21 protein-coding genes are annotated in these 23,558 nt (G+C 57.6%); 5 read left to right on the top strand and 16 right to left on the bottom strand.

Translation table 11 applies throughout. From position 1 onward, the window contains the following. Position 1 precedes the first annotated feature (1 nt). On the top strand, positions 2–436 hold the full coding sequence (locus DHN12_RS10000; RefSeq protein ID WP_108860065.1) for a glyoxalase superfamily protein: 435 nt from the start codon (positions 2–4) through the stop codon (positions 434–436). A 58-nt stretch (positions 437–494) separates the two neighbouring features. Here DHN12_RS10000 and DHN12_RS10005 read toward each other — a convergent pair whose 3' ends face one another. Further along, a complete protein-coding gene (locus tag DHN12_RS10005; RefSeq protein ID WP_108860066.1) occupies positions 495–1,934 on the bottom strand; it encodes an aldehyde dehydrogenase family protein in 1,440 nt (479 codons plus the stop codon). Positions 1,935–2,140: 206 nt separating this feature from the next. On the opposite strand from DHN12_RS10005, the gene DHN12_RS10010 reads away from it, so the two are divergent. Further along, positions 2,141–2,791, top strand: a complete 651-nt coding sequence (locus DHN12_RS10010) for a peroxiredoxin (RefSeq protein WP_058274981.1) — start codon at positions 2,141–2,143, stop codon at positions 2,789–2,791. A gap of 56 nt (positions 2,792–2,847) precedes the next feature. Here the strand turns inward: DHN12_RS10010 and DHN12_RS10015 are convergent, their stop codons facing one another. The 4 genes from DHN12_RS10015 to DHN12_RS10030 form a co-directional block, all read right to left on the bottom strand. After that, a complete protein-coding gene (locus tag DHN12_RS10015) occupies positions 2,848–3,582 on the bottom strand; it encodes a glycosyltransferase family 25 protein (RefSeq protein WP_306418401.1) in 735 nt (244 codons plus the stop codon). A gap of 58 nt (positions 3,583–3,640) precedes the next feature. Beyond that, complete coding sequence (locus DHN12_RS10020; RefSeq protein WP_159090009.1) at positions 3,641–4,330, bottom strand: outer membrane protein; 690 nt, start codon at positions 4,328–4,330, stop codon at positions 3,641–3,643. 150 nt (positions 4,331–4,480) lie between these two features. Then, on the bottom strand, positions 4,481–5,002 hold the full coding sequence (locus DHN12_RS10025) for a LuxR C-terminal-related transcriptional regulator (protein ID WP_108860069.1): 522 nt from the start codon (positions 5,000–5,002) through the stop codon (positions 4,481–4,483). Positions 5,003–5,025: 23 nt separating this feature from the next. Beyond that, the gene (locus DHN12_RS10030; protein WP_108860070.1) at positions 5,026–5,298 is read right to left on the bottom strand and encodes a PepSY domain-containing protein; all 273 of its coding nucleotides are present in this window, start codon (positions 5,296–5,298) and stop codon (positions 5,026–5,028) included. Between the two features lie 237 nt (positions 5,299–5,535). On the opposite strand from DHN12_RS10030, the gene DHN12_RS10035 reads away from it, so the two are divergent. Continuing rightward, positions 5,536–6,171 carry a DUF1326 domain-containing protein gene (locus tag DHN12_RS10035; protein WP_108860071.1) on the top strand — a complete coding sequence of 212 codons (636 nt, stop codon included), beginning with the start codon at positions 5,536–5,538 and terminating at the stop codon, positions 6,169–6,171. Between the two features lie 30 nt (positions 6,172–6,201). Here DHN12_RS10035 and DHN12_RS10040 read toward each other — a convergent pair whose 3' ends face one another. The 3 genes from DHN12_RS10040 to DHN12_RS10050 form a co-directional block, all read right to left on the bottom strand. After that, on the bottom strand, positions 6,202–6,687 hold the full coding sequence (locus tag DHN12_RS10040; protein WP_108860072.1) for a PACE efflux transporter: 486 nt from the start codon (positions 6,685–6,687) through the stop codon (positions 6,202–6,204). 258 nt (positions 6,688–6,945) lie between these two features. Further along, on the bottom strand, positions 6,946–9,096 hold the full coding sequence (gene pnp / locus DHN12_RS10045; protein ID WP_108860073.1) for a polyribonucleotide nucleotidyltransferase: 2,151 nt from the start codon (positions 9,094–9,096) through the stop codon (positions 6,946–6,948). Positions 9,097–9,289: 193 nt separating this feature from the next. Further along, positions 9,290–10,174: a hypothetical protein gene (locus DHN12_RS10050; protein ID WP_108860074.1), complete on the bottom strand. Its 885-nt coding sequence runs from the start codon at positions 10,172–10,174 to the stop codon at positions 9,290–9,292. Positions 10,175–10,429: 255 nt separating this feature from the next. Here DHN12_RS10050 and DHN12_RS10055 point away from each other — a divergent pair, with 255 nt between their 5' ends. Then, positions 10,430–12,031, top strand: coding sequence for a BCCT family transporter (locus tag DHN12_RS10055; protein ID WP_108860075.1), 1,602 nt, complete (start codon positions 10,430–10,432; stop codon positions 12,029–12,031). Positions 12,032–12,148: 117 nt separating this feature from the next. On the opposite strand, the gene DHN12_RS10060 is transcribed toward DHN12_RS10055, so the two are convergent. Genes DHN12_RS10060 through DHN12_RS10075 form a run of 4 tightly spaced genes read right to left on the bottom strand, consistent with a single transcriptional unit; the run spans position 12,149 to position 19,777 of the window. Continuing rightward, a complete protein-coding gene (locus tag DHN12_RS10060; protein WP_108860076.1) occupies positions 12,149–13,474 on the bottom strand; it encodes an aspartate aminotransferase family protein in 1,326 nt (441 codons plus the stop codon). Further along, positions 13,471–15,849 carry an FAD-dependent oxidoreductase gene (locus tag DHN12_RS10065; protein ID WP_108860077.1) on the bottom strand — a complete coding sequence of 793 codons (2,379 nt, stop codon included), beginning with the start codon at positions 15,847–15,849 and terminating at the stop codon, positions 13,471–13,473. Before DHN12_RS10065 ends, DHN12_RS10060 begins: the two co-directional genes overlap by 4 nt. Further along, on the bottom strand, positions 15,846–18,212 hold the full coding sequence (locus DHN12_RS10070) for an FAD-dependent oxidoreductase (RefSeq protein ID WP_108860078.1): 2,367 nt from the start codon (positions 18,210–18,212) through the stop codon (positions 15,846–15,848). The genes DHN12_RS10065 and DHN12_RS10070 overlap by 4 nt, the downstream gene beginning before the upstream one ends. After that, positions 18,212–19,777: a trimethylamine methyltransferase family protein gene (locus tag DHN12_RS10075; protein WP_234416612.1), complete on the bottom strand. Its 1,566-nt coding sequence runs from the start codon at positions 19,775–19,777 to the stop codon at positions 18,212–18,214. Before DHN12_RS10075 ends, DHN12_RS10070 begins: the two co-directional genes overlap by 1 nt. A gap of 44 nt (positions 19,778–19,821) precedes the next feature. Between DHN12_RS10075 and DHN12_RS10080 the strand changes: the two genes are divergently transcribed. Continuing rightward, positions 19,822–20,790, top strand: coding sequence for a LysR family transcriptional regulator (locus tag DHN12_RS10080; RefSeq protein WP_234416613.1), 969 nt, complete (start codon positions 19,822–19,824; stop codon positions 20,788–20,790). A gap of 45 nt (positions 20,791–20,835) precedes the next feature. Here the strand turns inward: DHN12_RS10080 and DHN12_RS10085 are convergent, their stop codons facing one another. From DHN12_RS10085 to DHN12_RS10100, 4 genes are all read right to left on the bottom strand, one after another. Continuing rightward, the gene (locus DHN12_RS10085) at positions 20,836–21,261 is read right to left on the bottom strand and encodes a VOC family protein (protein ID WP_108860081.1); all 426 of its coding nucleotides are present in this window, start codon (positions 21,259–21,261) and stop codon (positions 20,836–20,838) included. A gap of 223 nt (positions 21,262–21,484) precedes the next feature. Further along, entirely contained in the window at positions 21,485–21,754 is a 270-nt protein-coding gene (rpsO, locus tag DHN12_RS10090) for a 30S ribosomal protein S15 (RefSeq protein ID WP_039543122.1), read from the bottom strand. Between the two features lie 144 nt (positions 21,755–21,898). Next, the gene (locus tag DHN12_RS10095; protein ID WP_108860082.1) at positions 21,899–22,906 is read right to left on the bottom strand and encodes a calcium-binding protein; all 1,008 of its coding nucleotides are present in this window, start codon (positions 22,904–22,906) and stop codon (positions 21,899–21,901) included. 95 nt (positions 22,907–23,001) lie between these two features. Further along, on the bottom strand, positions 23,002–23,505 hold the full coding sequence (locus DHN12_RS10100; RefSeq protein WP_108860083.1) for a DUF1643 domain-containing protein: 504 nt from the start codon (positions 23,503–23,505) through the stop codon (positions 23,002–23,004). Positions 23,506–23,558 lie beyond the last annotated feature (53 nt).

Here is a 23,558-nt window from a genome sequence, read left to right on the forward strand (position 1 = left end):
AATGACACGTTCAAACAGTATTGCTCCACTTGAGGAGCTAAAAGCGCAGGCAAAACGACTGCGCGACAGGCTGCGCGTTGCGGGGGTCACGCTCTCGCATAGTGAATCGCTGGAATTGTTGGCGCATCAACATGGGGTGCGCGATTGGAATACGTTGCACGCAATGGCCGGAAATCGCATGCATTTGCGTGTTGGTGACCGGGTTGAAGGGTTCTATCTGGGGCAGCCGTTCAGGGCGGAAATCCGTGGTATGACCCTGTTGGGTGACGGGTCGCATCGGCGCGTTACCTTACACTTTGACGCCCCCGTGGATGTCGTTCAGTTCGAAAGTTTCTCGGCCTATCGTCAGCGCGTAACCGGTGAGATTGGCTGGGATGGCCGATCCACACGGCATACATCGGACGGCCAACCGCAACTGATCGTGCGACCCACGTAAAGAAAAGGGCGCGGCGGGTAACCACCGCCGCGCCCTTTTGTTAAGTTCTGGTCTGGCGTCACTCTGCCGCCCAGCCACCGACGGCTTTGACCTCAAGGAAATCCTCCAACCCCCACAAGCCGCCTTCGCGCCCGTTTCCGGACTGTTTCATGCCGCCAAACGGTGATCCTGCACTGCGCGACTGGCCATTCATTTCGACCATGCCGGACCGCAGTACCCGCGCCATTCGGTTGGCGCGCGCGCCGTCTTGTGTCTGAACGTAATTGGTCAGGCCGTATGGCGTGTCGTTGGCAATCTCGACCGCCTCTTCTTCGGTGTCGAAGGGGATCATGGTCAGGACCGGGCCAAAGATCTCTTCGCGCGCGATGTTCATCTGGTTATTGGCGTCAGCAAAGACGGTCGGACGTACATAATAACCCTTGTTCAGCCCCTCGGGCCGACCGGTGCCGCCTGTCACCAATCGGGCGCCTTCATCGATGCCCTTCTGGATCAGGTCCTGGATTTTGTTCCACTGCACCTCGTTCACGACGGGGCCGATATGGCGGCCTTCTTCCTGCGCGCTGCCCACCGAAACAATGCTGGCCACTTCAGCCGCCGTTTCCACAGCCTGATCGTAGATCGGGCGCTGCACCAGCATGCGGCTGGGCGCATTACAGCTTTGGCCGGTGTTGTTCATCATGTGCAGAACGCCGCGTTTGACGGCCTTTTCGTCGGCATCTGCAAAGACCACGTTTGCGCCCTTGCCGCCCAGCTCCAGATGTACCTTCTTCAAAGTATCTGCGGCACTTTTTGAGATCGCTGTGCCAGCGCGGGTCGAGCCGGTAAAGCTGACCATATCCACATCAGGATGCGCCGAAAGTTGGGAACCAACGCCCACGCCATCCCCGTTCACCAGATTGAACACACCGGCGGGGAAGCCGGCCTCATCCATCATCTCGGCAAAGATAATTGCGTTCAGCGGACTTTGTTCGGATGGTTTCAGAACCATGGTGCAGCCTGCAATCGCCGCCGCGCCGACCTTGAGCGTGACCTGGTTCATCGGCCAGTTCCAAGGTGTAATCAGGGCGGCGACACCGACGGCCTCATAGATGATCCTGTCATTGGGCGCGTGATCGCCCAGCGGGCGGTCGAATTGGAACGCTTTGGCTGCCTGCACAAAGTTCGCCAGGTGATACATGCCCGCACCGGATTGCTGGGTGCGCGCCATGTCGATTGGCGCGCCCATCTCAAGTGACATCGCCTGTGCCAAATCCTCAGACCGGGCTTGGTAAATCCCGATCAGTTTCTCGACCAGCGCGATGCGATCCTCGACCGGTGTGGCCATCCAGCCGGGCAGGGCGGCCTTTGCGGCAGCAACTGCGGCGTCGGTATCAGCTTGCGCGCCCAGTGAGATCACTGCGCAGGGTTCCTCGGTCGAGGGGTTGATCACCTCGAAATCATTCGCTGCAGATGGGGCGACCCATGTTCCGTCAATGTAGAAATTGCGTTTCTCGATCATCACGTATCCTCCTGATCCCGTGGCCCGGATGGCGGGAATTTGGGCCACTCTGGCACCGGCGTATCTGTGTGGCAAGGCGCAATTTGATCAAATTAATTTCCTCAAAAATGAATACCCTTTCAAGCAGCGAATGGTTTAACAATGGCGCAGAGTTATTAGGTTTCCAGCAACCGACTCGGTTTGTTTCACATAAAAGGAGATGCCCCATGGGTTTGCGCATCAATGACACCGTTCCGAATTTCACTGCAGAGACGGATCAGGGCACTGTTCAGTTCCATGACTGGATCGGTGACAGCTGGGCGATCCTGTTTTCACACCCCAAGGATTTCACGCCGGTCTGCACCACTGAGTTTTCGGCCGTTGCACAGCTGAACGACGAATGGGCAGCCCGCAATACCAAGGTGATGGGCGTTTCAGTCGATGGTGTCGAGGACCACAAAAAGTGGAAGAAGGACATCGAGGCGTATGGCAACGCCAACCCCGGTTTTCCGATCATTGCCGATGACGGCCTGGCCGTGTCCAAGGCATTCGACATGCTGCCCGCCGAGGCGTACCTGCCCGATGGCCGCACCCCTGCCGACAGTGCAACCGTGCGTTCGGTGTTCATCATCGGCCCGGACAAACAGTTGAAACTGTCGATGACCTACCCGATGACCGTGGGCCGAAACTTTGCCGAAATCCTGCGCGCGCTGGACGGTCTGCAGATGAGCGCCAAGGGCGTGGCCACCCCCGCGAACTGGGTGCCGGGCGAAGACGTGATCATCCCGCCTGCGGTTTCGAATGACGAGGCAAAAGAAAAATTCGGTGAGTTCGAAACCATCTTTCCGTATCTGCGTAAAACCAAAGCGCCCAGCTAAAGTAGCTCGGGCAGGGCGCTAAGCTCTGCCCGTTTCCAATCCGCCTTCAAGGGTGACTAAGCTGCGGATCGTTGAGGGTGCTGATACAGTTTCCGACGGTAGGCAGCACGCTTGAATTCACGCGTCAGCTTGTCGGCCAGCGGCGGGCTTGCCTGTATGGTCGAACCGCCGATTTCTTGTGCGACTTCCTGATTGCGGCTTCCTTGCAAGGAAAGGATTGGCTGCCCAGTCACCCAGTGCATTTGCAGGAACGTGTCGACCGGTCGGTCAATCTGGTCGGTTACGGCAAGCAACCGCTCAGCCGCACGCCGCCCGACCACCTGGCAGACGCATTGCAGGCCAATGACTTTTGGCAGGATCAGACGCAATCCGTTTTGCTCTACAAGCGTTCTTGCCGCATCCTCGCGTTGTTTCACGGGAATTCGGATATAGTGATCCGGGGTCGCAAGCGGATCCAGCATCTCTAACGCACTGGCCATGCGGCAAGGGTCTATGCGCAGATCATCCTCGGCAATGATAGCGCGGTCGATCTTTTCATCAACGAGCTTGCGCCAGATTCGTCGATGGCTCGCGAAAACTCCGATCTCCGCAGGGCGCAGCAAAAAAGGGTATCTGGGGCGATACAAATCGCCCGGAAACAATTGTACATCCGTGATTTGAGCAGGGTCCTTCCCATCGACGGCCTCGAACAGTTCCGCATCGGGCAGACTGGCACACAGCCGTTCGGCATTGGGTCGCCGCGCTGTGCTTGCCGTCATATGGATGACAAAAGTCCTCATGCCACAGTGCATAGAACACGATAACGAAAGGGGGAAGAGAAACCCGAAAGAAACACTTCCCCGTGATCCATCAGAAACCGTAACGCAGGCCGACATTGACGCTGAAGACGTCGATATCATCCTCGACCGTACCCGTGGACGCACCGTTTGGTGCCAAACGTGCCGAGGATACGTCGAATGCGCGGGCATATCGGGTGTCCAGGGTCAGGGAGGTATTTGGGCCGATCTCATAGGCTACACCGGCAATAATTTGCGCAGCAAAGGTGGCGTCGGTGTCGTTCAGTTCGACGCCCGGTCCGTAGACAAAGTCCAGATCAGAGTAGGTGGCACCCAGACCCAGACCAACATAGGGCGTGAAGGCCCCTGCCTGTTTGAAGTCGACCAGCACATTGGCGAACAGCGATGTCTGCGACACGTCACCCGAAATGTTGCCTTCCGCGCCGGGACCATTGCCCGAGAAATTGACGCCGTCTACGTCGTTCTCACGATAGGACAGTTCCAGCTCGATCCGGGTGCCAAACTGATCGTTCGACCATTGCGGGATCTCTTTGCCGACCGCGATGCCCAGCCCATAGCCGCTATCGAAATCGGTATCCACCGACTGCGATGATCCATTGATCGTGCCGCTAAAGTCGCTGTCCTGTAGTTGGCTGTACCCAGCAAAGCCCTGAAGATAGAGACCCTCGGACAAGCTCTGGGCGGCCAGTGCGGACGCGCTGATCGTCAAAGCTGTCGAGGCGAGAAGAAGACGCGTAACCATGGCCATGTCCTTTGTTCCACAATTGGTATGGCGCACATGTGGGCAGTAGAAGCAGGAATGAAAGGCGCCAGCCCTTCACTTCAATTCACAGGATATTGGGCGTGTGTGAGTGAATAAGATCAGTACCGAGCTAACATTTTGATTCACGGTCTATGTGGTCGAATTCGATCTTTCAGAACTGTTTGTCAGCAAAGGTTCGGAAAGCAGCTCATCGATGAAGTAGCTCAGCAATTGCACGCGTCCCGTAACTCCTGCCTTGCGATACACCGCGGCGCATTGCGCTTTGACCGTGCCTTCTTTGGTTTGCCGCAATGTCGCGATGTCCGCAATTGACAGACCCTTGATAGACAACAGGGCAACGTCGCGCTCAGCATCACTCAGGTTCCACTCAGTGAATTGAGAGGCAATGAGTTGAGCAAACGCGCCCTGCGCGACACTCAGTTGTCGTTGCATGTCGCGCACACGCCTGTTTTGGGACCGGATCAGTGCAATCGTCGCGGCAAGACCGCCGATCAATGCCAGGGCCAGAACCAGTTCGAAACTATGCAGGTGGCGAAAGCCCGCGCCTTCCCCACCGGTCCAGTCCAACATCGCGTCCGTCACGAAAAAGGCGGCGCAGACAGCCTGCACCACCAGAAGGAGCCAAAGCAATGACGTTTGTGAAAGCTTCATGAGGCTCCTGAGAGTTCGTCGGGTCAGTCATCGTCCTCTTCGAGTTCGATGGCAGTTACCACGCCGTCGGTCTCGGACAGGACAAGTTCAGTTTCTACACCATCCTTGATGAGTTCAACCTCGATCTCGCCATCTTCGAATTCGATCTCTTCGATTTCGTATCCCTGCGCCTCCAGGGCCGTGCGGATATCGGACTCGGTGGTGCCCAGTTTGTCGCCCAGCCCGACATTGGCCAGTGCAAGAACCGGCGCTGTTGCAATCAATCCGGTCAGTGTCAGCAGTTTCAAGGTTTCCATTTTGCATCTCCTTTTTGCGTTGTGGCGATGTTGTGAAACTGGGAACAGGGCGCGTGCGCTGCGATTGGCTTTTGGTTGAAACGCAAGGAATTGGACCAAAGTTTATCCCGGTAAAATGCGGTTTCAGGCCGCCTGGTTCTGCATTTGCCCGAATTGTGTTAGGTTTAGACCGGGGGAGTTCTACAGGCATATAACCAAGACGTCGGGCGTTCAGACTGTGTAAAACAGGAGAAGACGATGGCATTCACAGATTGGTACGTTGAAGGCGATGCATTCGGGAACTGCAATTGCGGCTATGCCTGCCCTTGCCAATTCGAAGAATTACCAACCCACGGAAATTGCCGCGGCTTTGAGGTGCTTGAGGTTTCCAAAGGACATTTTGGCGACACCGACCTTGCGGGCACAAAAGCTGCGCTGATCTATGCCTGGCCTGGCCCGATCTTTGAGGGCGGCGGCCAGATGCAGGTGATCATCGACCCAAGCGCCTCGGACGCGCAACGGGCCGCATTGGAAAAGGTCTTTCACGGGGAAGAGACCGAGGAAATGGCAACCCACTGGCATGTCTTCCGCACGATGTGCGACACCGTTCACGAGACCCTGTATGTGCCGATTGATTTTGAGATGGACATGGATGGGCGCACCGCCAAAGTCTCAATCGGTGAGGTGCTGAGCTCAACCGGCCGTCCCATCGAGGCCCCACATGGTGGTGGCCCGCATCGTGTACGGATCGACATTCCCGGTGGTATAGAATTCACCCTGGCCGAGATTGGCAGTGCATCGACCAAGGCAGATGCGGCGATCAAACTGGATTTGAACGACAGTTATGGGCAGTGGCATGTGATGAAACACGGGCCGTCTGGCGTGGCGCACTGACGTTCTGGGTATTTGACTTGTCAGCAAGGATCAGGCTGCAGCGGCTTCACCAGTCAGATGTTCGCTTTGGCCAGCTTCGTTCTTTTCCAAGCTTGGCTTAATCGGCCGCACGCGATCATAGATGATGTGGAACAGGTAGGTGTAAACCGTATAAGTCAGTGTCAGACCGACATTGAGCGCAAGCGCTGATCCCAGAGAATGCCCACCAACCATCATCAAAAGTGGGCAGGTGATCATGACTGCCGTAACCTCATGCAATGTGGCATGAAGAACACGCACCGATTGGGGGCGTTTGCAGGCCAACCGAGCCGTTTTGCCCCGCTCAATCAGATCGAAAATAGTATTGAAGATCGGGCACCAGATCATGATCACAATCGATAGCATGGCGATCATAGCGAACCCGTGCACCATCGATGCGCCGGTCAAATAAGCGTATACGGGTGAGACAAAAGCGATCCCGATCATCTCGAAGCTGCCGGTCTGGATGACGCGTTCCTTGAAGGTCCTCAGGGTCATGTCACGCCTTTCAAAACACAGGATCACCGTTCAGCCGAGCGGATTGCCCGGTCGCTGAAATACGGGTGGTCTTAAGGGATGGATTGCTTCCCTAGCGTAACCTTTCATGAAGAAATACATCTGACTGTGAACTCGCACACATTCAGATATTTATGGCAATAATTGACCGATCCGTCCTTGGCTGGGCGGTCATAGCTCGAAACGAAAAAAGGCCCCGGCGTTTCCACCGGGGCCTTGATCAATTGAAAGAAGAACAGATTACTCTGCGCTTTCCTCTTTCTTTTCTTTCTTCTCGGGAACGATCTCTTCGCCGGTTTCCTGATCGACCACTTTCATCGACAGGCGGACCTTGCCGCGGTCGTCAAAGCCCAGCAGCTTGACCTTTACTTCCTGACCTTCCTTCAGAACATCCGACGGATGGTTCAGGCGGCGGTTTTCGATCTGGGACACGTGGACCAGACCGTCGCGCTTGCCAAAGAAGTTCACGAAGGCACCGAAGTCGACGATCTTAACGACTTTACCGGTGTAAACTTGGCCTTCTTCCGGCTCAGCGACGATCGAGTGGATCATCTCATACGCCTTCTTGATCGATTCACCATCGGGCGATGCGATCTTGATCACACCATCGTCGTTGATGTCGACCTTGGCGCCGGACACTTCGACGATTTCGCGGATGACCTTACCGCCCGAGCCGATCACTTCACGGATCTTGTCGGTTGGAATGTTCATGGTCTCGATGCGCGGGGCGTGGACCGAGAAATCGTTGGTCTCGGACAGGGCTTTGCCCATCTCACCCAGGATGTGCATCCGGCCGTCCTTGGCTTGTGCCAGGGCTTTCTCCATGATCTCGGGCGTGATGCCTGCGACCTTGATGTCCATCTGCAGCGAGGTAATGCCGTTTTCGGTGCCCGCAACTTTGAAGTCCATGTCGCCCAGGTGGTCTTCGTCACCCAGAATATCCGACAGGATGGCGTATTCGCCGTCATCTTCCAGGATCAGGCCCATGGCCACACCGGCAACCGGTGCTTTCAGCGGAACGCCCGCATCCATCATCGACAGCGAGCCGCCGCAGACCGACGCCATCGAGGACGAGCCGTTGGATTCCGTGATCTCGGACACGATGCGGATCGTGTAGGGAAAGTCAGTCGCCGCGGGCAGAACCGCCTGCAGGGCGCGCCATGCCAGCTTGCCGTGGCCGATCTCACGACGGCCCGGACCACCAACGCGGCCAACTTCACCAACCGAATACGGAGGGAAGTTGTAGTGCAGCAGGAAGTTCGATTTGAAGTTGCCGTGCAGCGCGTCGATGAACTGCTCATCGTCGCCAGTGCCCAGCGTGGTCACGGCCAGAGCCTGCGTTTCACCACGGGTGAACAGCGCGGAGCCGTGCGTCCGAGGCAGCATCGAGGTTTCTGCAACGATCGAACGGATATCAGTGGTCGAACGACCGTCGATCCGCTTGCCGCCTTTGACGACGTCGCCGCGCAGAATGCCAGCTTCCAGCTTCTTCATTGCGGAACCGAGGTTGCCGTCTTCCAGCTGCTCTTCGGTCAGCGCTGCTTTGATTGCTTCACGCGCAGCGGCAACAGCGGCGGTGCGCTCTTGCTTGTCGGTGATCGCGAAAGCGGCGCGCATTTGCTCTTCACCGGCAGCTTTGACTGCGGCTGACAGCTCCGAGAAGTCGGGTGCCTGGAAGTCGAACGGCTCTTTCGCGGCGTCTTCGGCCAGTGCGATGATCAGGTCGATGACCGGCTGAATCTGCTCATGTGCGAATTTGACCGCACCCAGCATTTCGGCCTCGGACAGCTCGTACGCCTCCGATTCAACCATCATCACGGCGTCTTTGGTACCGGCAACAACCAGATCCAGACGCTGTTCAGGGTTCAGGCGCAGGTCCTGCATGTCGTCAACGGTCGGGTTCAGAACGTATTCACCGTCCTCAAAACCAACGCGGGCACCGGCGATCGGACCCATGAACGGCGCGCCGGAAATAGTCAACGCAGCCGAGGCAGCGATCATCGCAACCATGTCGGGGTCGTTGACCAGATCGTGGGACAGCACGGTGCACATCACCAGAACTTCGTTTTTGAAGCCGTCAACGAACAGCGGGCGGATCGGACGGTCGATCAGACGCGCGGTCAGCGTCTCTTTTTCGGTCGGGCGCGCCTCGCGCTTGAAGAAGCCACCCGGAACCTTACCGGCGGCATAGTATTTTTCCTGATAGTGGACGGTCAGAGGGAAAAAGTCCTGACCCGGTTTTTGCTGCCGTGCAAAGGTCACGTTCGCCATGACGCTGGTTTCGCCCAGTGTCGCGATCACGCTGCCGTCGGCCTGACGGGCAACCTTGCCGGTTTCCAGTGTGAGCGTCTCTTCGCCCCACTGCATAGATTTTTTCGTTACATCAAACATATGCGTATCCTAGATGGGAGCACTCCCGCCCCTGCGGGTCTCCCGTTTGCATGGCGGCCCCATTGCCGCCGATCCCATTTTAGCTTTCGTCTGAGTGCCGGGATCAGGGCACAACGTCTCAGATACCGCGCGCATACATGAGATTGGGGCGGATTGAAAGAGGTCTCGCTTAAAGCAGGGTTCCCGCCGGAATTCAGAAAGAACACTCGCGCGACTTTCGCAACGCCCGCAAATCCGTTGCTGTTTCCAGATCCGGGGACGGGGCAGCCACGGCTACTGTGTCATCCCCTTCGAATTTCAAAAACGCCAGAGCACACACCGACCAGAGCCACGAATTCAGCCATAGCAAAGCCCCACCTGCGGCGGCTCCCCTAAGAATGACCTCAAGATCGAAATTTGGCAAACTCTGTGCCGTCAGGATTGAGATTACCGACATAAGGATCGGAAGCAGGGCGTAAAAAGCTGTGTAGAAGCCAAAATAGAGCTGCAGGAAGATCGAAACGAAGAAGACGCAGAACAGCGGTATGAAACTTTGCCCCAGCCCATTGAAGAAGGCGTGGCTCGGCGCGCGGTGCCCGGCGGATTGTGCGGCGCTGGCTATCGGTACGGCCATGATCGCGTAGAACGCAGCCCATACAAAGCACATCACGATCAGACTGCTGCCCACGGCAAGCAGGCCAAAAGCGCCCAGAGTTGGCTTGGGAACGTTTTGGAAAGCGGCCCAAGATACCGGTTCCCCGATCTGCCACAGGGCATATGCAATGCCCGATACAGCCACAATCAGTTTCAGAACCCATAGTACAGCAGCAAAGAACAACCCGTACATTACCGAATACAGGGCCATGGCCCTGTAATCCGTGTGTCGCCTATCCCCTTTCAGCGCAAGCGCTGTGCGTATTCCGAACAGGGTGAAAAAAGCGGTTGTGACCGGTCCGCTAATGTAATTGGCCATCCCGAGGGTGAAAATACCCAGAACCGTCCAAACAACAACTGAGGCGAGGCTAATCACAAGAACGGGGACGATCATGTGCAGCATCACGCGCATCGACAGTAGAAGAGAGTTGAAGATAAGCGTCATAGGGCAGGGCCTGTTAATATAGCGAAAGTATCAAAGCGCGAAAACTACCTGAAGGCGATTAGTTTGCAAGGGGTGAGTGCAACGCAATTGCATTCACTAACAGGAATGCGTTTGGTTAAATTATGTCGTCAGTGTAAGCTGTTATCACGAAGCCCGCGGTCGAATTGACGGAGAAACGCCAAGGGACAAAATCTCGTTTCCGTCCGCTGGTCGAATACCTTGGCGTTTGCACTTAGCGAACAGAAGGGCAGACGAATGGCACAAACCAAGAAAATGCTGGATCCGGACCCCCGGATTTACGACTTCGAGACCGAATACGAGGTTGGGCAAGACAACGTCCGGCCGTTCGGTTTGGACATCCACAACCCGGTCTTTTTGATCTCGAGCATCCTGATCTTTGCGTTCGTTCTGATCGCGTTGGCCAATCAAGAGGGTACCGCGGCACTGTTTGGCTGGCTACGACCATGGCTCACCAGCACGTTTGACTGGTTCCTGGTCCTGTCGGTCGACGCAATCACATTGTTCTGTCTTGTTCTGATCGTGTTGCCGGTTGGCAAGGTGCGGATCGGTGGCAAGGACGCAAAGCCCGACTATTCCTATGCCGGATGGATAGCGATGATGTTCGCGGCCGGTATCGGTATCGGGCTGTTGTTCTTTGGAGTGATGGAGCCCGTCTATTACAATTTTGCCGAAGACGGCAACGCGGTGCCACTGGGCATCGACATCGCCGTTCCAGGCAATGAATATGCTGGAGTCGTCGGTACAATCCATCATTGGGGGCTGGAAGGCTGGGCGGTCTACGCCGCTGTTGGTCTGAGTCTGGCCATCTTTGCCTATAACCTCGATCTTCCCCTGACCTTGCGATCGGCTTTCTATCCGATCCTGGGTGAACGTGTCTGGGGTTGGTGGGGCCATATCATCGACACTCTGGCGGTGTTTGCGACGCTATTTGGCCTGACCACCTCGCTGGGTCTTGGCGCGCAGCAGGTTGCGGCAGGATTGAATGAGGTGTTCGGCATCGAACCCAGCCCAACCGTCACAGTTCTGCTGATCATCGGTATCACGTTGATTGCGTTGGGTTCAGTCCTGATGGGAATGGATGCTGGCGTCAAACGGTTGAGCGAAATCAACATGATCATGGCCGTGGGCCTGTTTATCTTCGTGATTGTTGTTACTGGCGTCGGCACGGCCATCGCACGGTATTTCAACGTGATGGTGGATTATGTGTACCACCTGCCGGCGCTGTCGAACCCGTTTGGGCGTGAAGACACCAGTTACTTCCACGGCTGGACCACCTTCTACTGGGCCTGGTGGATCGCATGGTCGCCCTTTGTAGGCATGTTCATCGCCCGAATCTCAAAAGGTCGCACAGTGCGCGAGTTCATCCTTTGCGCCCTGCTGGCACCGACGGCTGTTTGTGCCTTGTGGATGTCGACCTTTGGCGGTGCCGCCATCGACATGTTGAACGCAGGTGGAGCAGAAGGTGTACGTGCCACAGTGATCGACAGCTACGCCCCTGAAGGTGCGCTGTTCGGATTCCTCAAGGAGCTGCCGCTTTACAGTATTGTTGCGCCAATCGCCCTGGTCCTGATCGTGGTTTTCTTTGTCACCTCGTCGGATTCCGGCTCGCTGGTTATCGACACGATTACTGCGGGTGGAAAGATGGACGCACCGGTGGTTCAGCGGGTGTTCTGGTGCACTTTGGAAGGTCTGGTCGCCATTGCGCTGTTGCTTGGCGGGGGCCTCTCTGCACTACAAGGTGCTGCGGTTTCGACAGGTATCCCGTTCACGTTGGTGGTTCTGATCATGTGCTACTGCTTGTGGCTGGCGCTGAAATCAGAAAAAGCCAAGATGTAGGGCCTTGATCTGAAACATTCTGGACGCCCGCCTTTTGGCGGGCGTTTTTCGTCCCCGGACAACTATAAACGTCCGGATCATTCGAAGCCAAATAGCATGGGCCGATGGCCCCGCTACTTATGCTTTGGCGACACTCACTGCAGTTTCGAGCGCTTGATCAAGACTGTTCGCCACCTGATCCACGTCGTCTAACGACAAACACAGCGGTGGCACCATCCGCAGGCATTGTTGAAACGGACCGGACTTTGACAGGATAATTCCTTGTGCGCGGCAGGCTTCGAAAACCTCTGTGGTCATGTCCTTGTCCGGCGTTTTGCTATCCCGGTCTTTCACGAATTCCAGCGCAAGCATAAGGCCCTTCCCGCGAACATCGCCGATGACCTGATACTTGTCTTTCAAGCCATGCAGCCTTTCCAGCAAGGCGGCCCCCACAACACGGGCGTTTTCCTGCAACCCTTCGTCCCGCATGACCGCAAGAACCGCACGGGCTGCCGCAGCCGAGGTCGGGTTGGCACCATAGGTGTGGAACATAAACCTCTCTGCCATGGGTTCGGCGATATGTTTCTTGGCCACAACCGCCCCGATCGGGAAGCCATTTCCAAGACCTTTTGCCATGACGACGATGTCGGGCACGACGCCGTCCGCTTCGAACCCCCAGAAGTTTTCGCCAGTGCGGCCAAAGCCCGACTGCACCTCGTCCGCGATATAGAGACCTCCTGCCGCGCGCACGCGCTCGGCTGCACCGGACATATAGCCGGGGGGCATTTCAATGATGCCGCCATAGCCCTGCACGCTTTCGACAAAGATGCCCGCCACATTGCCGGATGTGGCTGTGGCGATGGTGCGATCGATCTCATCCAGATAGGGCTGCGTGCCCGGCCCAAAGATGCCGCGGAATTGATTGGGTTCCGGCACGAAGGCCACGTTGCCGGGCATGCCCGGGTGGCGCCAGCCCGAGATACCGGTGATCGACTGCGCTGCAGCCGTTGGCCCGTGATAAGCGGTGCGCAAGGCAAGCAAATCCAGATTGCCGGTATAAGTGCGCGCCATGGTCATCGCCAGATCAACCGCCTCGGACCCTGAGTTGGTCAAATGTACCACCCAGTCATGTCCTTTGGGCATCGTCGCGGCCAATTCTTCGGCCAAATGCGCAGGTGTCGGGTGATAGAACATTGTCGTGCAATGGGTCAGCTCTTGCGCTTGCGCGGTCGCCGCTGCCACCACGCGCGGATGCGAATGTCCGACCGAGATACAGACATTCATGCCCAACAGATCAGTGTATTTCCGCCCCTCCGTATCCCAAAGGTATTGGCCCTGACCTTTCTTGAAAACGATCGGTTCGCGAAAAGGCGTGAACCGCGTCAGCGAGGCGGCATAATACTGGTCCCGTCGCGCGGCTGTGTTCGAGAAGTCCCAGTCGGTGTGAAGGGGGTGGTCGGTCATTTGGAACCTCCGGTTTTCAGGCGTGAGTTTTCGGGGTCAAAGGGGGCCTCAGGCAGGATCGTTGCCGCACGATGCTGGCCCAGTATTGAGATGGTCAGCCCGTCTCGCGCAGTCGGGTCGCGCAGATAGGCCAAAGCCAGAACCTTACCGGTCCGGTGGCCATAAGCACCCGAGGTGGCGATGCCGACCGGCAGACCGTCTTTCCAGACCGTGTGCGCGTAGAACGGATCTATCTCACCGGCGTCGACCTCAAGCAGCACCATTTCCCATGCGTTGTCCCTTGCTAGTTCGTCGCGTAGGTCCTTGCGGACAAACGGGGTCAGACCTGCCTCAAATGGGCTGCGTTCGGTCGTCAGATCACTGCCCCAACCGCGATAGCCTTTTTCAAGGCGCATGGAGTTTGCAGCATAGGCCCCGTAGAATCCCAGACCATGAGGTTTGGCGATCTCTTCAAGCGTCATGAAAAGTTGCACGGCATGTTCTTTGGCTACATGCAATTCCCAGCCATATTCGCCCAGATAAGACACCCGCAGGGCACGCAGAGGAAACCCGGCAATATGGATCTCTTGCGCGGTGAGCCAGGGCATATGGTTCAACTCGGGCAACACATCGGCGGAGTTGGGCCCCATGACGCCGATAACTGCCAGATCCTCAGAGACTTTTCGAACGGTGACGTCAAAGCCTTTGGCAACCTGTGTCAGAAGATCATGGTCGATCTGCTCGGCCGCGGCGGCGCTGGTCAGATAAGCATGATCTTCAGTCAGGCGGGCGACGGTGAATTCTGACAGAACACCACCTGCCGGGGTCAGCGCATGGGTCAGGCCGATGCGGCCCGGCGGGATCGCGCGGTTCGCGCCCAATGCTTGTAGGAAGGCCGCGACATCGGGGCCGGTGACGTCGAATTTCGAAAACACCGACAAGTCGGCCATGGCGACGCGATTGTGCGCGGCCTCGACCTCTCGCGCCACGGGTTCGAACCAATTGGCGCGGCGGAAGGTTTCATCGGCGATTGCTCCGGGCGTGTTTGAGAACCAATTTGGACGCTCCCACCCATAAGCCGCGCCCATCACCGCGCCACGTTCGACCATCTGGTCATGCAGTGGAGACAGGCGCAATCCGCGCCCTGCGGGCCGTTCTTCGTAAGGATAGTGCACGCCAAATTGCAGGCCGAAACACTCGACGGCCTTAGCCACGCGGTAATCGCGATCTGCCCAGGACCCAAAGCGGCGCGAGTCCACCGCCAGCGCATCCATCGGCGGCGCGCCGTGGGTCATCCAATGGGCCAGGAACCAACCTGCGCCACCACCTTCCATCACCCCCATAGACGAGCCGGTCAAAATCCAGGCGTTTTCCAGCCCGTGTGCAGGTCCGATCAATGGATTTGCATCCGGGGTGAAGGTAATCGGCCCGTTGATCACCGATTTTACACCACCGGTTTCCAGCGCCGGTATTCGTTCCATTGCGGCCATGATGATGTGTTCCACACTGTCCAGATCCGGCGGCATCAGGTCCGCGCCAAACTCGGGTGGCACACCATCAACGGACCAGACCTTGGCGTCCTTTTCATAAGGCCCCAGGATCAGCCCATCGCGTTCCTGCCGCACATACCAGCTTTCTTCAGGGTCGCGAATGATCGGCAGTTCGGGCAGACCCTCTTTGATCCGGGACGATACGGCCGCCACCGTGTCCGTCACCAGGTATTGGTGCAGCACCGGAACAGACGGGATATTGAGTCCCATCATATGCCCGATTTCCCAGCCCCAGGTGCCTGCGGCGTTGACCACGTGGGTGGTTTCTACGATCTCTTTCGCAGTCTCGATCCGCCAATGATCCTGCTGACGCTCAATCGCGGTGACTGCGCAATTGCGTATGATCCGAGCCCCGCCACGCCGGGCAACCTCAGCCATTGCGTGGGTCGCCAGCGTAGGGTCTACATGGCCGTCATCAGGTTCATAAATCCCGCCGATCAGTCCATCCAGTTTGGCCAGAGGGAAGAGCTCGGCGATCCGATCGGGCGTCAGGACCTCCAGCGGGTAGCCGGTGAATTCGGACAGACCGGCCACATGGCGGAACTCATCCATTCGGTCGGGGTTGCGGGTAATCCGCATCGCGCCAGAGCGGTGAAAGCCGCAATCGCGTCCGGTTTCCCGCGGAAGTATATCGCGGTAAAGCCGAACAGAGGTGGCGCGCAATTCCTGAATGGTGGGATTATGCGCGAAATGGGTGCACAGCCCCGCCGCGTGCCATGTCGAACCATGGGTCAGGTCGTATTTCTCGACCAGCAGAACATCGGACCAGCCCGCCTTGATCAGATGATACATCAGCGACACACCCATCGCGCCGCCACCGATGATGACAACCTGCGCCTTGATCATACGCGCATCCTTTCGCCTGAGGGATCAAAGGGCGGACGTCTCAAGGGCTGCGCGCGATAGTCCTGCCCGGCGACCCGAACCGTGAATTCTCGATCGCATGTCTGGGTCAACGTCTCGCCCGGTTGGACCGCGACCATGGCGAAACACATGTTCAGCCCCGTACGCGGCCCGCGCCCGCCCGAGGTTGTCAGCCCGACATGGATGCCGTCCACGAACACCGGTTCGTCATGCAACATCAGGGCATTGCCGTGAACCTGCAGAAAGATTAGGCGCTGTTGCAAGCCGTTGGACTTTTGCTGTTCCAGCGCCGCTTTGCCCTGAAACTCCTTGGCCCAGTCGATGGTGAACCCCAGACCGGCTTCCAGCGGAGTGATCTTGGGGCCAAATTCATGCCCCCAGTGTTTGAAGCCCTTCTCCAACCGGCAAGCATCCACTGCATAGTGGCCCAACGGGCGCGCGCCTGCCCCGTGCAGTGCAGCGAACAGTTGAGGGGCCTGAGCGTTGAGCACGGTCAATTCCCAGCCCAACTCTCCGACGAAACTAACGCGCGTGGCGCGGCAAGTAATGCCTGCCATTTTGGCGGTGGCGGCATGGCCAAATGCCATTTCTGGAAGGCTGCCAAGACCCTGTAGCAGCGTCCGGCTGCCACCTCCCATTACACCGATTGTGCAGAATGCTTCGGTCAAATCCTTTACAGACACATCGCCCTTCAAATGCCTGCGCAGGAACAACCGATCGCGCATCCGCGTGGCGGCGCCCGAGGTTAGATGAAACGCATCCCGAGCCAGCCGCGTGATGGTCACATCCATTTCGATCCCACCGCGCGCGTTGAGTATCTGCGTATAGACAGCCCGACCAATGGGCACGTCCATCTGCGCGGTCGTCAGGTGGTTCAATGCCTTCAGAGCATCCGGCCCGGTGATGTCCAGTTTGGTAAACGGGCTTAGGTCAATCAGCGCAGTGCCCTGATCCATGACCGCCGCTTCGGCCTCAACCAGCGGCCACCACCCCTGATCTGTTGTCGAATAGGGCTGTGCCGGTCCGTAATACAGCCCGCGTTCCCAACCGGCCGTCAGGCCAAAATGCGCCCCAGCCTCAGCCCAAAAATCGTGCAGTGCTGTGGTGCGCAGACCTCGGCCGGCGTTGGGCTGCATATATGGCCAATGAAGGGCAAAGAGATCGGCGACGGCCTCTTCCATTCGGTCAGACGTGTGATCGGCGGTGGCTGTGTTCGGATCGACCCGGGCGACATCGACCTCCCACATGTCCATCGGGGGGTGGCCCTCGACCATCCAATCCGCCAGCGCCCGCCCAATCCCCGCCGAAGACATTACCCCGACCGAGTTCATACCCGCAGCCACAAACAAACCATCGACCGAGGTTTCACCCACAAGCGGCCGAGTGTCTGCGGTAAAGCTTTCCGGGCCATTCATGAAATGCTGGATACCGACGGTTTCAAGGCTGGGGCAGAGCACTAATGCGGCCTCCATGAAGGGGGCAAATTGATCCCAATCCTCAGCCAGTTCAAGAAAGGGCCGGTCGCCTTCGGGGCCGTAAGCGTCCCAGCATTTGGCGTTGGGTTCAAAGCCGCCAATCACCAGTTTGCCCGCGTCGCCCTTGATGTAAATGCCCCGGTCCAGATCCCTGATCACCGGGAACGGGTTGGGCAGGTCGGGCATGGGTTCGGTGACAACATACATGTGCTCGACCGCCTGCAAAGGCAGCGCGACGCCAACATCGGCGGCCAGCTCGCGTGACCAAGCACCAGTGGCAATGACGACCTGATCGGCGTCCAGTTCCGTGCCGTCGGTCAGGGTTAAACCCGTGATCCGCTGGCCCTTTTGCCGCAGAGATTGAACTCCGGTAAATTCGCGGATTGAAACGCCACGATCCCGTGCACCTTTGGCGTATGCCATGCACAAATCGACCGGATTCACATTGGCATCTTCCGGTACATAAAGCGCACCGACATGGTTTCTCAGATCAAGGTGCGACAGGGGCACGTCCGAGGCCTCGATCATGCGCGGGGTCAGTCCCAGCACCCGACCCAGATCCGTAATCCGGCGCAGCTCGTCTAGGCGGGCGGGGTCGCGGGCCAGCCAATAGCCAGCTGTTTGGCGATATCCAGTGGACATGCCAGTCTCGGCCTCAAGGGTCGGAAAAACTTCAAGTGCGGCCATTGCCAATCGGGTCATGTTTGGCGTTGCTCGAAGCGGGCCGACAATCCCCGCCGCATGCCAGGATGTGCCCGAGGTCAGCTGATTTCGCTCCAGAACAGTGACGTCATTCGAACCGCGTTTGGCCAGATGGTAGGCGAGGCTGACGCCAATGGCGCCACCACCGATGATCAAGATTCGGCTCATCAGAAGTAATCCTGATCTGGCTTCTCGGCCTTACGCTGCGCGATATAGTCCTGCAGCGCGGCATCGATTTCGGGGTCGAGACCGGGGTCTTGATATGCGTCAAGCCGCTCTTTCCAGATTGCATTGGCGCGGGCTGCGGCATCCAACTCTCCGGCCGCGTGCCATTGCTCGAAAGAGTTGTCATCCGGAGTCCAGGGCCGGAACAATGCGGACATGAAATTGGCCTGCGTATGCTCAGAGCCCAGAAAGTGCCGCCCCGGGCCGGTCGCGGCAATTGCCTCCATCGCCTGAGCGTTCTCGCTCATGTCGATTCCTTCGAAGAACCGTCCGACTTTGCCGCACAGATCATGATCCAAGATCGTTTTTTCGAACGAGGTCACCAAACCACCTTCGAGCCATCCAGTTGCATGGTTGATCAGATTGGCACCCGCGAACATCGACATCATCAGGCCCCATGTGGCCTCTTGCTGGCTCTGAGCGTCCGGAACTTTTGAGGCGCTGAGCGTGCCAACCGTGTGCAGCGGCACCCCCAGCCTGCGGGCAAGCTGTCCGGCCGCCAATACCATCAACCCGGCCTCGGGTGTGCCAAAGGTAGGTGCGCCGGACTTCATCGACATGGTCGAGGCAAAACTGCCCATCATGCAGGGCGCCTCGGGGTTTATCAGCTGGGTCAGCGTCATCGCTGCCATGGTTTCAGCCAGCACCTGAGCCAGCGTCCCGGCAACGGTGGACGGCGACATAGCCCCGGTCAGAACCCAAGGGGTGCAAGCGACCGGTTGCCCGGCCCGCGCATAGGTTTTCAATGCGCCCGACATGTGACTGTCCATCACCAGCGGCGCGTTTGTATTCGAGACACAATACAGCACGGCGTTTTCCGCCACAAAGTCTTCGCCGAACACAATTCGTGCCATGTCGATCGCGTGGCCCGCACGCTCGGCCCCGATAAAGGCCCCCATAAAGGCGCGGTCAGAATGGCGTATATGGCCATAGAGCATGTCGAGATGGCGTTTGTTGGCTGGTAAATCCACCGGCTCGCAAACCACGCCGCCCGAATGATGCAACCAGGGCAGGCTGTGATGCAGCTTGACCAGATCAACGAAATCCTGATGCGAGGCATAGCGATGCCCCCGGTCCAGATCGTGCACAAAGGGTGGACCCCAGGCCGGGCATAGCACGCTGGCGTCGCCGCCCAGCTGAACGTTGTTGGCCGGGTTTCGGGCATGTTGAACGAACTGAGCCGGCGCTGTTGCCATGATCGTTTTGCGGCAGAACCCCGGCGCGAACCGAACACGCGAGCCATCTACGTCACAGCCTGCTTCGGCAAAAATGCCTAGAATCTCTGGGTCGTCCTGAAACTCCATCCCGGTTTCTGCAAGGATGGTATCCGCATTGGCCTCGATCTGTTCCAACCCTGCCTCGCTGAGGACATTGAAGGTCGAAAGCTTGCGCAGAATAAACGGCGCGCGCGCCTCGGGAAGAGTGCGAGGTCCAGCGGCCCTGCGGCGTCGAGATGAGCGCGAACGTACCATGGTCAAAGCGTTGACCGAGTGCTTGACGTAAACCAAGAAAATTCCAACAGTATAAAGGTTATTTATACTAAGGATGAGCAATGCTGGATCATCGTAAACTCTCACCAAGTCTGATGCGTTCACTTGAGGTTTTCGTCGCCGTTGCGGAAACGGGTCAAATGCGGGCGGGCGCAAAACTTCTGAATTTGTCGCAGCCGGCGGCTTCCCAGCACGTCACGGCGTTGGAAAAGGCATTCGGCACTGTGCTTTTGGATCGCAGTACGCGACCGGCACGGCTGACCTATGCGGGTGCGCGTTTGCATGGAAAAGCGCAGAAGATTCTGGATGCGCTTTCGGACATGGAAACGGAATTGCGCCATGTTGGCCAGAAATCCCTGACGCTGCTTCGGGTCGGCATTCAAGCCTCAATCGCCACAACGCTGACGCCCTCTTTGGTCGATTTTGCGCAGCGCGAGTTCAACGTCGAAGATATCACCTTGCACGCCGGTCAAAGCGGTAACCATGAACACCTGCTGCGGACGAAACAAGCGGACCTCGCGATCACATCCAATCCGTTTCTGGATATGGATGGGTTAGAGCGTCACCACGTTCTGACCGAACGATACCTTCTGGTCCTGCCAGAAACATATGACGGCCCGACGGACAGCCTGGAGGCGATCCAAACGCGGCTTCCGCTGGTGCGTTTCGGGGATACAACCAACGCGGGCCGCCAGATAGCGCAGCATCTGCGCCGGTTGCGTTTCGAGCCCGACAAAGTCATCCAGGCGGACCGGTCCAGCATGGTTACGTCCTGTGTTTCCGCAGGACAGGGGTTCAGCCTTTTGACGCCGACATTGCTGATCGATGGATTGGTCGAGAACATGAGCCTGCAGTTGAAAGATCTTCCGGTCTCGGGCCTTTCGCGCACTTTGACGGTTGTCGCCAGAAAGGAAGAGCTGCAAAGTTTTCCAAAGGCGCTTGCAGACATGTCCAGGCAGAAATTGGTGCAGCGCATCACCGGCCACATGGGCGACATCGGAGCAAAAAGCGTAAAGTACGATTTGGTCTAGCGCACCGTCACAAGCTGAACAGTGCGGGGAGCTTCGGGCTCAGGTTCAGCCTGAAGTCGCTACCTGTTGGTGAACTTCGACAACATTGCCTTCGGGGTCGCGAAAGAACACTTGGTGCCACTCTTTCGAAAAGGCTGTGCCATAGTCCGAATAAGGAACCGCGTTTTCATCAAGTATCCTCAGGACCGCGGCAAGATCATCCGTTCGGAACGCAATGTGTCCGCGGCTCACCGGATTGATGACCTGATCATTTTTGAAAGCGACGTCAAAGTCCCGTTCCGCAAGGTGCATCTGCATGCTGCCGTCCGTTGCAAAGCGGATCTGGCCGTCATAACCGGCGTCTTCGGTTGCTTCAGAGCGCGGGAAATTCTGCTGCGGAATATCTCCCAAACCCAAGACGTTTGTATAAAAGTCGTGTAGGCGGTCAACGTCGTCTGCCACCAGGTTAATATGATGAAATTCCAGCTTCATTTGGTTCCATTTTACTTGTCGTCACACACTGGATGTGTGCTTGGGGGACTGAGGTATTGAGCAGCGATTGATCAGGTCCCGGGATAGTGCCGACAGAGTTAGTGAACTGCAAGCCGGATTGAGTCCCACCAAACCGCTACTCCGAGCGCGCGTTCCCAGACCCAACAAAAAACGCCCGCCAAAAGGGCGGGCGTCTAAAATCCAAAAGTGGCAGAAACCGGTATTAGCGGCGGATGCCCAGCTTTTTGATCAGGTCCTGATAGCGCGCTTCTTCTTTGCCCTTCAGGTAGTCCAGCAGCTTACGGCGCTGTGCGACCATTTTCAGCAGACCGCGACGACCGTGGTTGTCTTTTTTGTGGGTCTTGAAGTGCTCGGTCAGGGTGGTTATGCGCGAGGTCAGGATGGCAACCTGGACTTCTGGCGAACCGGTGTCGCCGTCCTTGGTGCCGAATTCTTTCATGACGCGTGCTTTTTCAGCGGCAGTAATCGACATCGGGGTCTCCTTTAAAAGGTTAGAGTTGATGGCGCAGGCCGGGATGTCGTCCAGCACAGGCCCATGGAGAAAACCGCACCGATTCCGATGCGGATGGGCGCGTATAAGCGGATTTCAGGCAAATGGCAAAGAGATTCTATTGCTTCAACTCAGCGCATTGAGCTGCGACAGTTCCTGACCGTTGATCAATTGGATATCGTCCAGGGTCAACCCTTTGGCACCCAGCAGTTGGGCGACGTCTTGTCCGTCGACCATGATACGGGTCAGGTTTTCGTTTTCAGTGTCTGTTTCAATGTTGATCTCCGGATATTCGTCGCCTTCCCACGAGATCAACAGCTTGTCCTGCCCGGGTTCAAAATCCATGACCTTGACGGCATCGTCGTCATCCTCGGGGTTCAGGTGGATGCTGTCAGCGCCTTCGCCTCCGGTCACGATATCACCGCTATAGGCAGCAATAATGTCGTCGCCGGCACCGCCGTTCAGAAAATCCACGGAGTCTTCGTTTTCGCCATCCTCACCCGTCAGCACGTCGTCACCGTCGCCGCCAAACAAGACGTCTTCACCTGCGCCACCAGCAAGCTCATCGTCGCCATAGCCCCCATGCAGCGCATCCTCGCCCGCGCCTCCGGTCAGCATGTCGTTGTCCTGACCGCCGTACAAATCGTCATCCCCATCGCCGCCGTTCAGCCTGTCGTCGCCGAAATGACCAAAAAGCTTGTCGTCGCCATCATCACCGGACAGGACGTCATCGTTACCTTCGCCATGCAAAACATCATCGCCTTCGCCGCCCTGGATTGTATCAACGCCATCGCCGCCCTGCAGGGTGTCATCGCCCATGCCCCCCAGCACAGTGTCGTCGCTACCGTAGCCGTTGATCTGGTCGCCGCCATCCTGCCCGGTCAGAATGTTTGTGTCGTCGTCCCCGGCCACAACCAGATCGCCTTCGAATTCTGAGACTATGGTCCCGGTCGAGGGCTCTTCGACTTCGTCGATGTTTTCACCAATCTCAAGATAACTGCCGTCAGAAACCCCTTGCGGTTCATCTTCGATGATCTCGTTTTCTTCGGTGCCGTCGTCAGCCTCAATAATACCACCCATCGCATAGGCTGCTCCGCCCATTGCGGCCAAGCTCAGCAATCCGAACAGAAACATGGCAACCCTCCGACAACGCATTGCTCCGAGGATGAAATATCCCATGTGATCAGCCAGTTGGTCAAAACCAAGCTGAACTTGTGGTTAACCGTTGGTCACCAAGGTTCGGGCTGTTGGGTATAGGCGATGTAAAGCGGGTGTTTGGGGTGCCCGCCCTTGGTCAGCCCCAGATGAAACAGCGGCTGCTTGGTGTCGCGCAAAAGGGTTTCAACCGCCGGGCCACGGTCCAGATACGCGCCATGGGTGCCCCAGGCGGCGATGACCTGATCGGCCCATTGCACGCCGTCCAGAATGGCCGCGTTATTCTCGGGCCCCACCGGATCGGCAGCAGCGCGCATCTTGCGTGGGTCGGTGTCGCGCCAGGCAAAGATGTTGGTTACCTGAAACGCTCCGAACCCCAGCGCCCGCGCGCGGCGTTCGCAGCGTTCCACCGTCGGATCGTTTACTGCCTCGGTCGCGGTTGACGGGTTCAGCATCACGAACAGCGCCTTGCGCCCCGCCGGATCCCAGATGCGGGTCAGGCTATAGCGATATTTCTCGCAGTCGGAATAGATGGCGGTCGAGGGCGCGTCGCCCTTGGTGTGGGAACGGGTAATCATTCCGCTGGCCTATCACGCTAAAACAAGCAGGGCCAACGGCTATAAGTTGAGCA

Origin of the sequence: Ruegeria sp. Alg231-54, assembly GCF_900143525.1 — a bacterium.
GTDB lineage: Bacteria > Pseudomonadota > Alphaproteobacteria > Rhodobacterales > Rhodobacteraceae > Ruegeria.

Bases quoted from the DNA above. Each gene is read 5' to 3' on its own strand.
- DHN12_RS10000 (WP_108860065.1), top strand. From the start codon at position 2: ATGACACGTTCAAACAGTATTGCTCCACTTGAGGAGCTAAAAGCGCAG.
- DHN12_RS10005 (WP_108860066.1), bottom strand. From the start codon at position 1,934: ATGATCGAGAAACGCAATTTCTACATTGACGGAACATGGGTCGCCCCA.
- DHN12_RS10010 (WP_058274981.1), top strand. From the start codon at position 2,141: ATGGGTTTGCGCATCAATGACACCGTTCCGAATTTCACTGCAGAGACG.
- DHN12_RS10015 (WP_306418401.1), bottom strand. From the start codon at position 3,582: ATGCACTGTGGCATGAGGACTTTTGTCATCCATATGACGGCAAGCACA.
- DHN12_RS10020 (WP_159090009.1), bottom strand. From the start codon at position 4,330: ATGGTTACGCGTCTTCTTCTCGCCTCGACAGCTTTGACGATCAGCGCG.
- DHN12_RS10025 (WP_108860069.1), bottom strand. From the start codon at position 5,002: ATGAAGCTTTCACAAACGTCATTGCTTTGGCTCCTTCTGGTGGTGCAG.
- DHN12_RS10030 (WP_108860070.1), bottom strand. From the start codon at position 5,298: ATGGAAACCTTGAAACTGCTGACACTGACCGGATTGATTGCAACAGCG.
- DHN12_RS10035 (WP_108860071.1), top strand. From the start codon at position 5,536: ATGGCATTCACAGATTGGTACGTTGAAGGCGATGCATTCGGGAACTGC.
- DHN12_RS10040 (WP_108860072.1), bottom strand. From the start codon at position 6,687: ATGACCCTGAGGACCTTCAAGGAACGCGTCATCCAGACCGGCAGCTTC.
- pnp (WP_108860073.1), bottom strand. From the start codon at position 9,096: ATGTTTGATGTAACGAAAAAATCTATGCAGTGGGGCGAAGAGACGCTC.
- DHN12_RS10050 (WP_108860074.1), bottom strand. From the start codon at position 10,174: ATGACGCTTATCTTCAACTCTCTTCTACTGTCGATGCGCGTGATGCTG.
- DHN12_RS10055 (WP_108860075.1), top strand. From the start codon at position 10,430: ATGGCACAAACCAAGAAAATGCTGGATCCGGACCCCCGGATTTACGAC.
- DHN12_RS10060 (WP_108860076.1), bottom strand. From the start codon at position 13,474: ATGACCGACCACCCCCTTCACACCGACTGGGACTTCTCGAACACAGCC.
- DHN12_RS10065 (WP_108860077.1), bottom strand. From the start codon at position 15,849: ATGATCAAGGCGCAGGTTGTCATCATCGGTGGCGGCGCGATGGGTGTG.
- DHN12_RS10070 (WP_108860078.1), bottom strand. From the start codon at position 18,212: ATGAGCCGAATCTTGATCATCGGTGGTGGCGCCATTGGCGTCAGCCTC.
- DHN12_RS10080 (WP_234416613.1), top strand. From the start codon at position 19,822: ATGCTGGATCATCGTAAACTCTCACCAAGTCTGATGCGTTCACTTGAG.
- DHN12_RS10085 (WP_108860081.1), bottom strand. From the start codon at position 21,261: ATGAAGCTGGAATTTCATCATATTAACCTGGTGGCAGACGACGTTGAC.
- rpsO (WP_039543122.1), bottom strand. From the start codon at position 21,754: ATGTCGATTACTGCCGCTGAAAAAGCACGCGTCATGAAAGAATTCGGC.
- DHN12_RS10095 (WP_108860082.1), bottom strand. From the start codon at position 22,906: ATGTTTCTGTTCGGATTGCTGAGCTTGGCCGCAATGGGCGGAGCAGCC.
- DHN12_RS10100 (WP_108860083.1), bottom strand. From the start codon at position 23,505: ATGATTACCCGTTCCCACACCAAGGGCGACGCGCCCTCGACCGCCATC.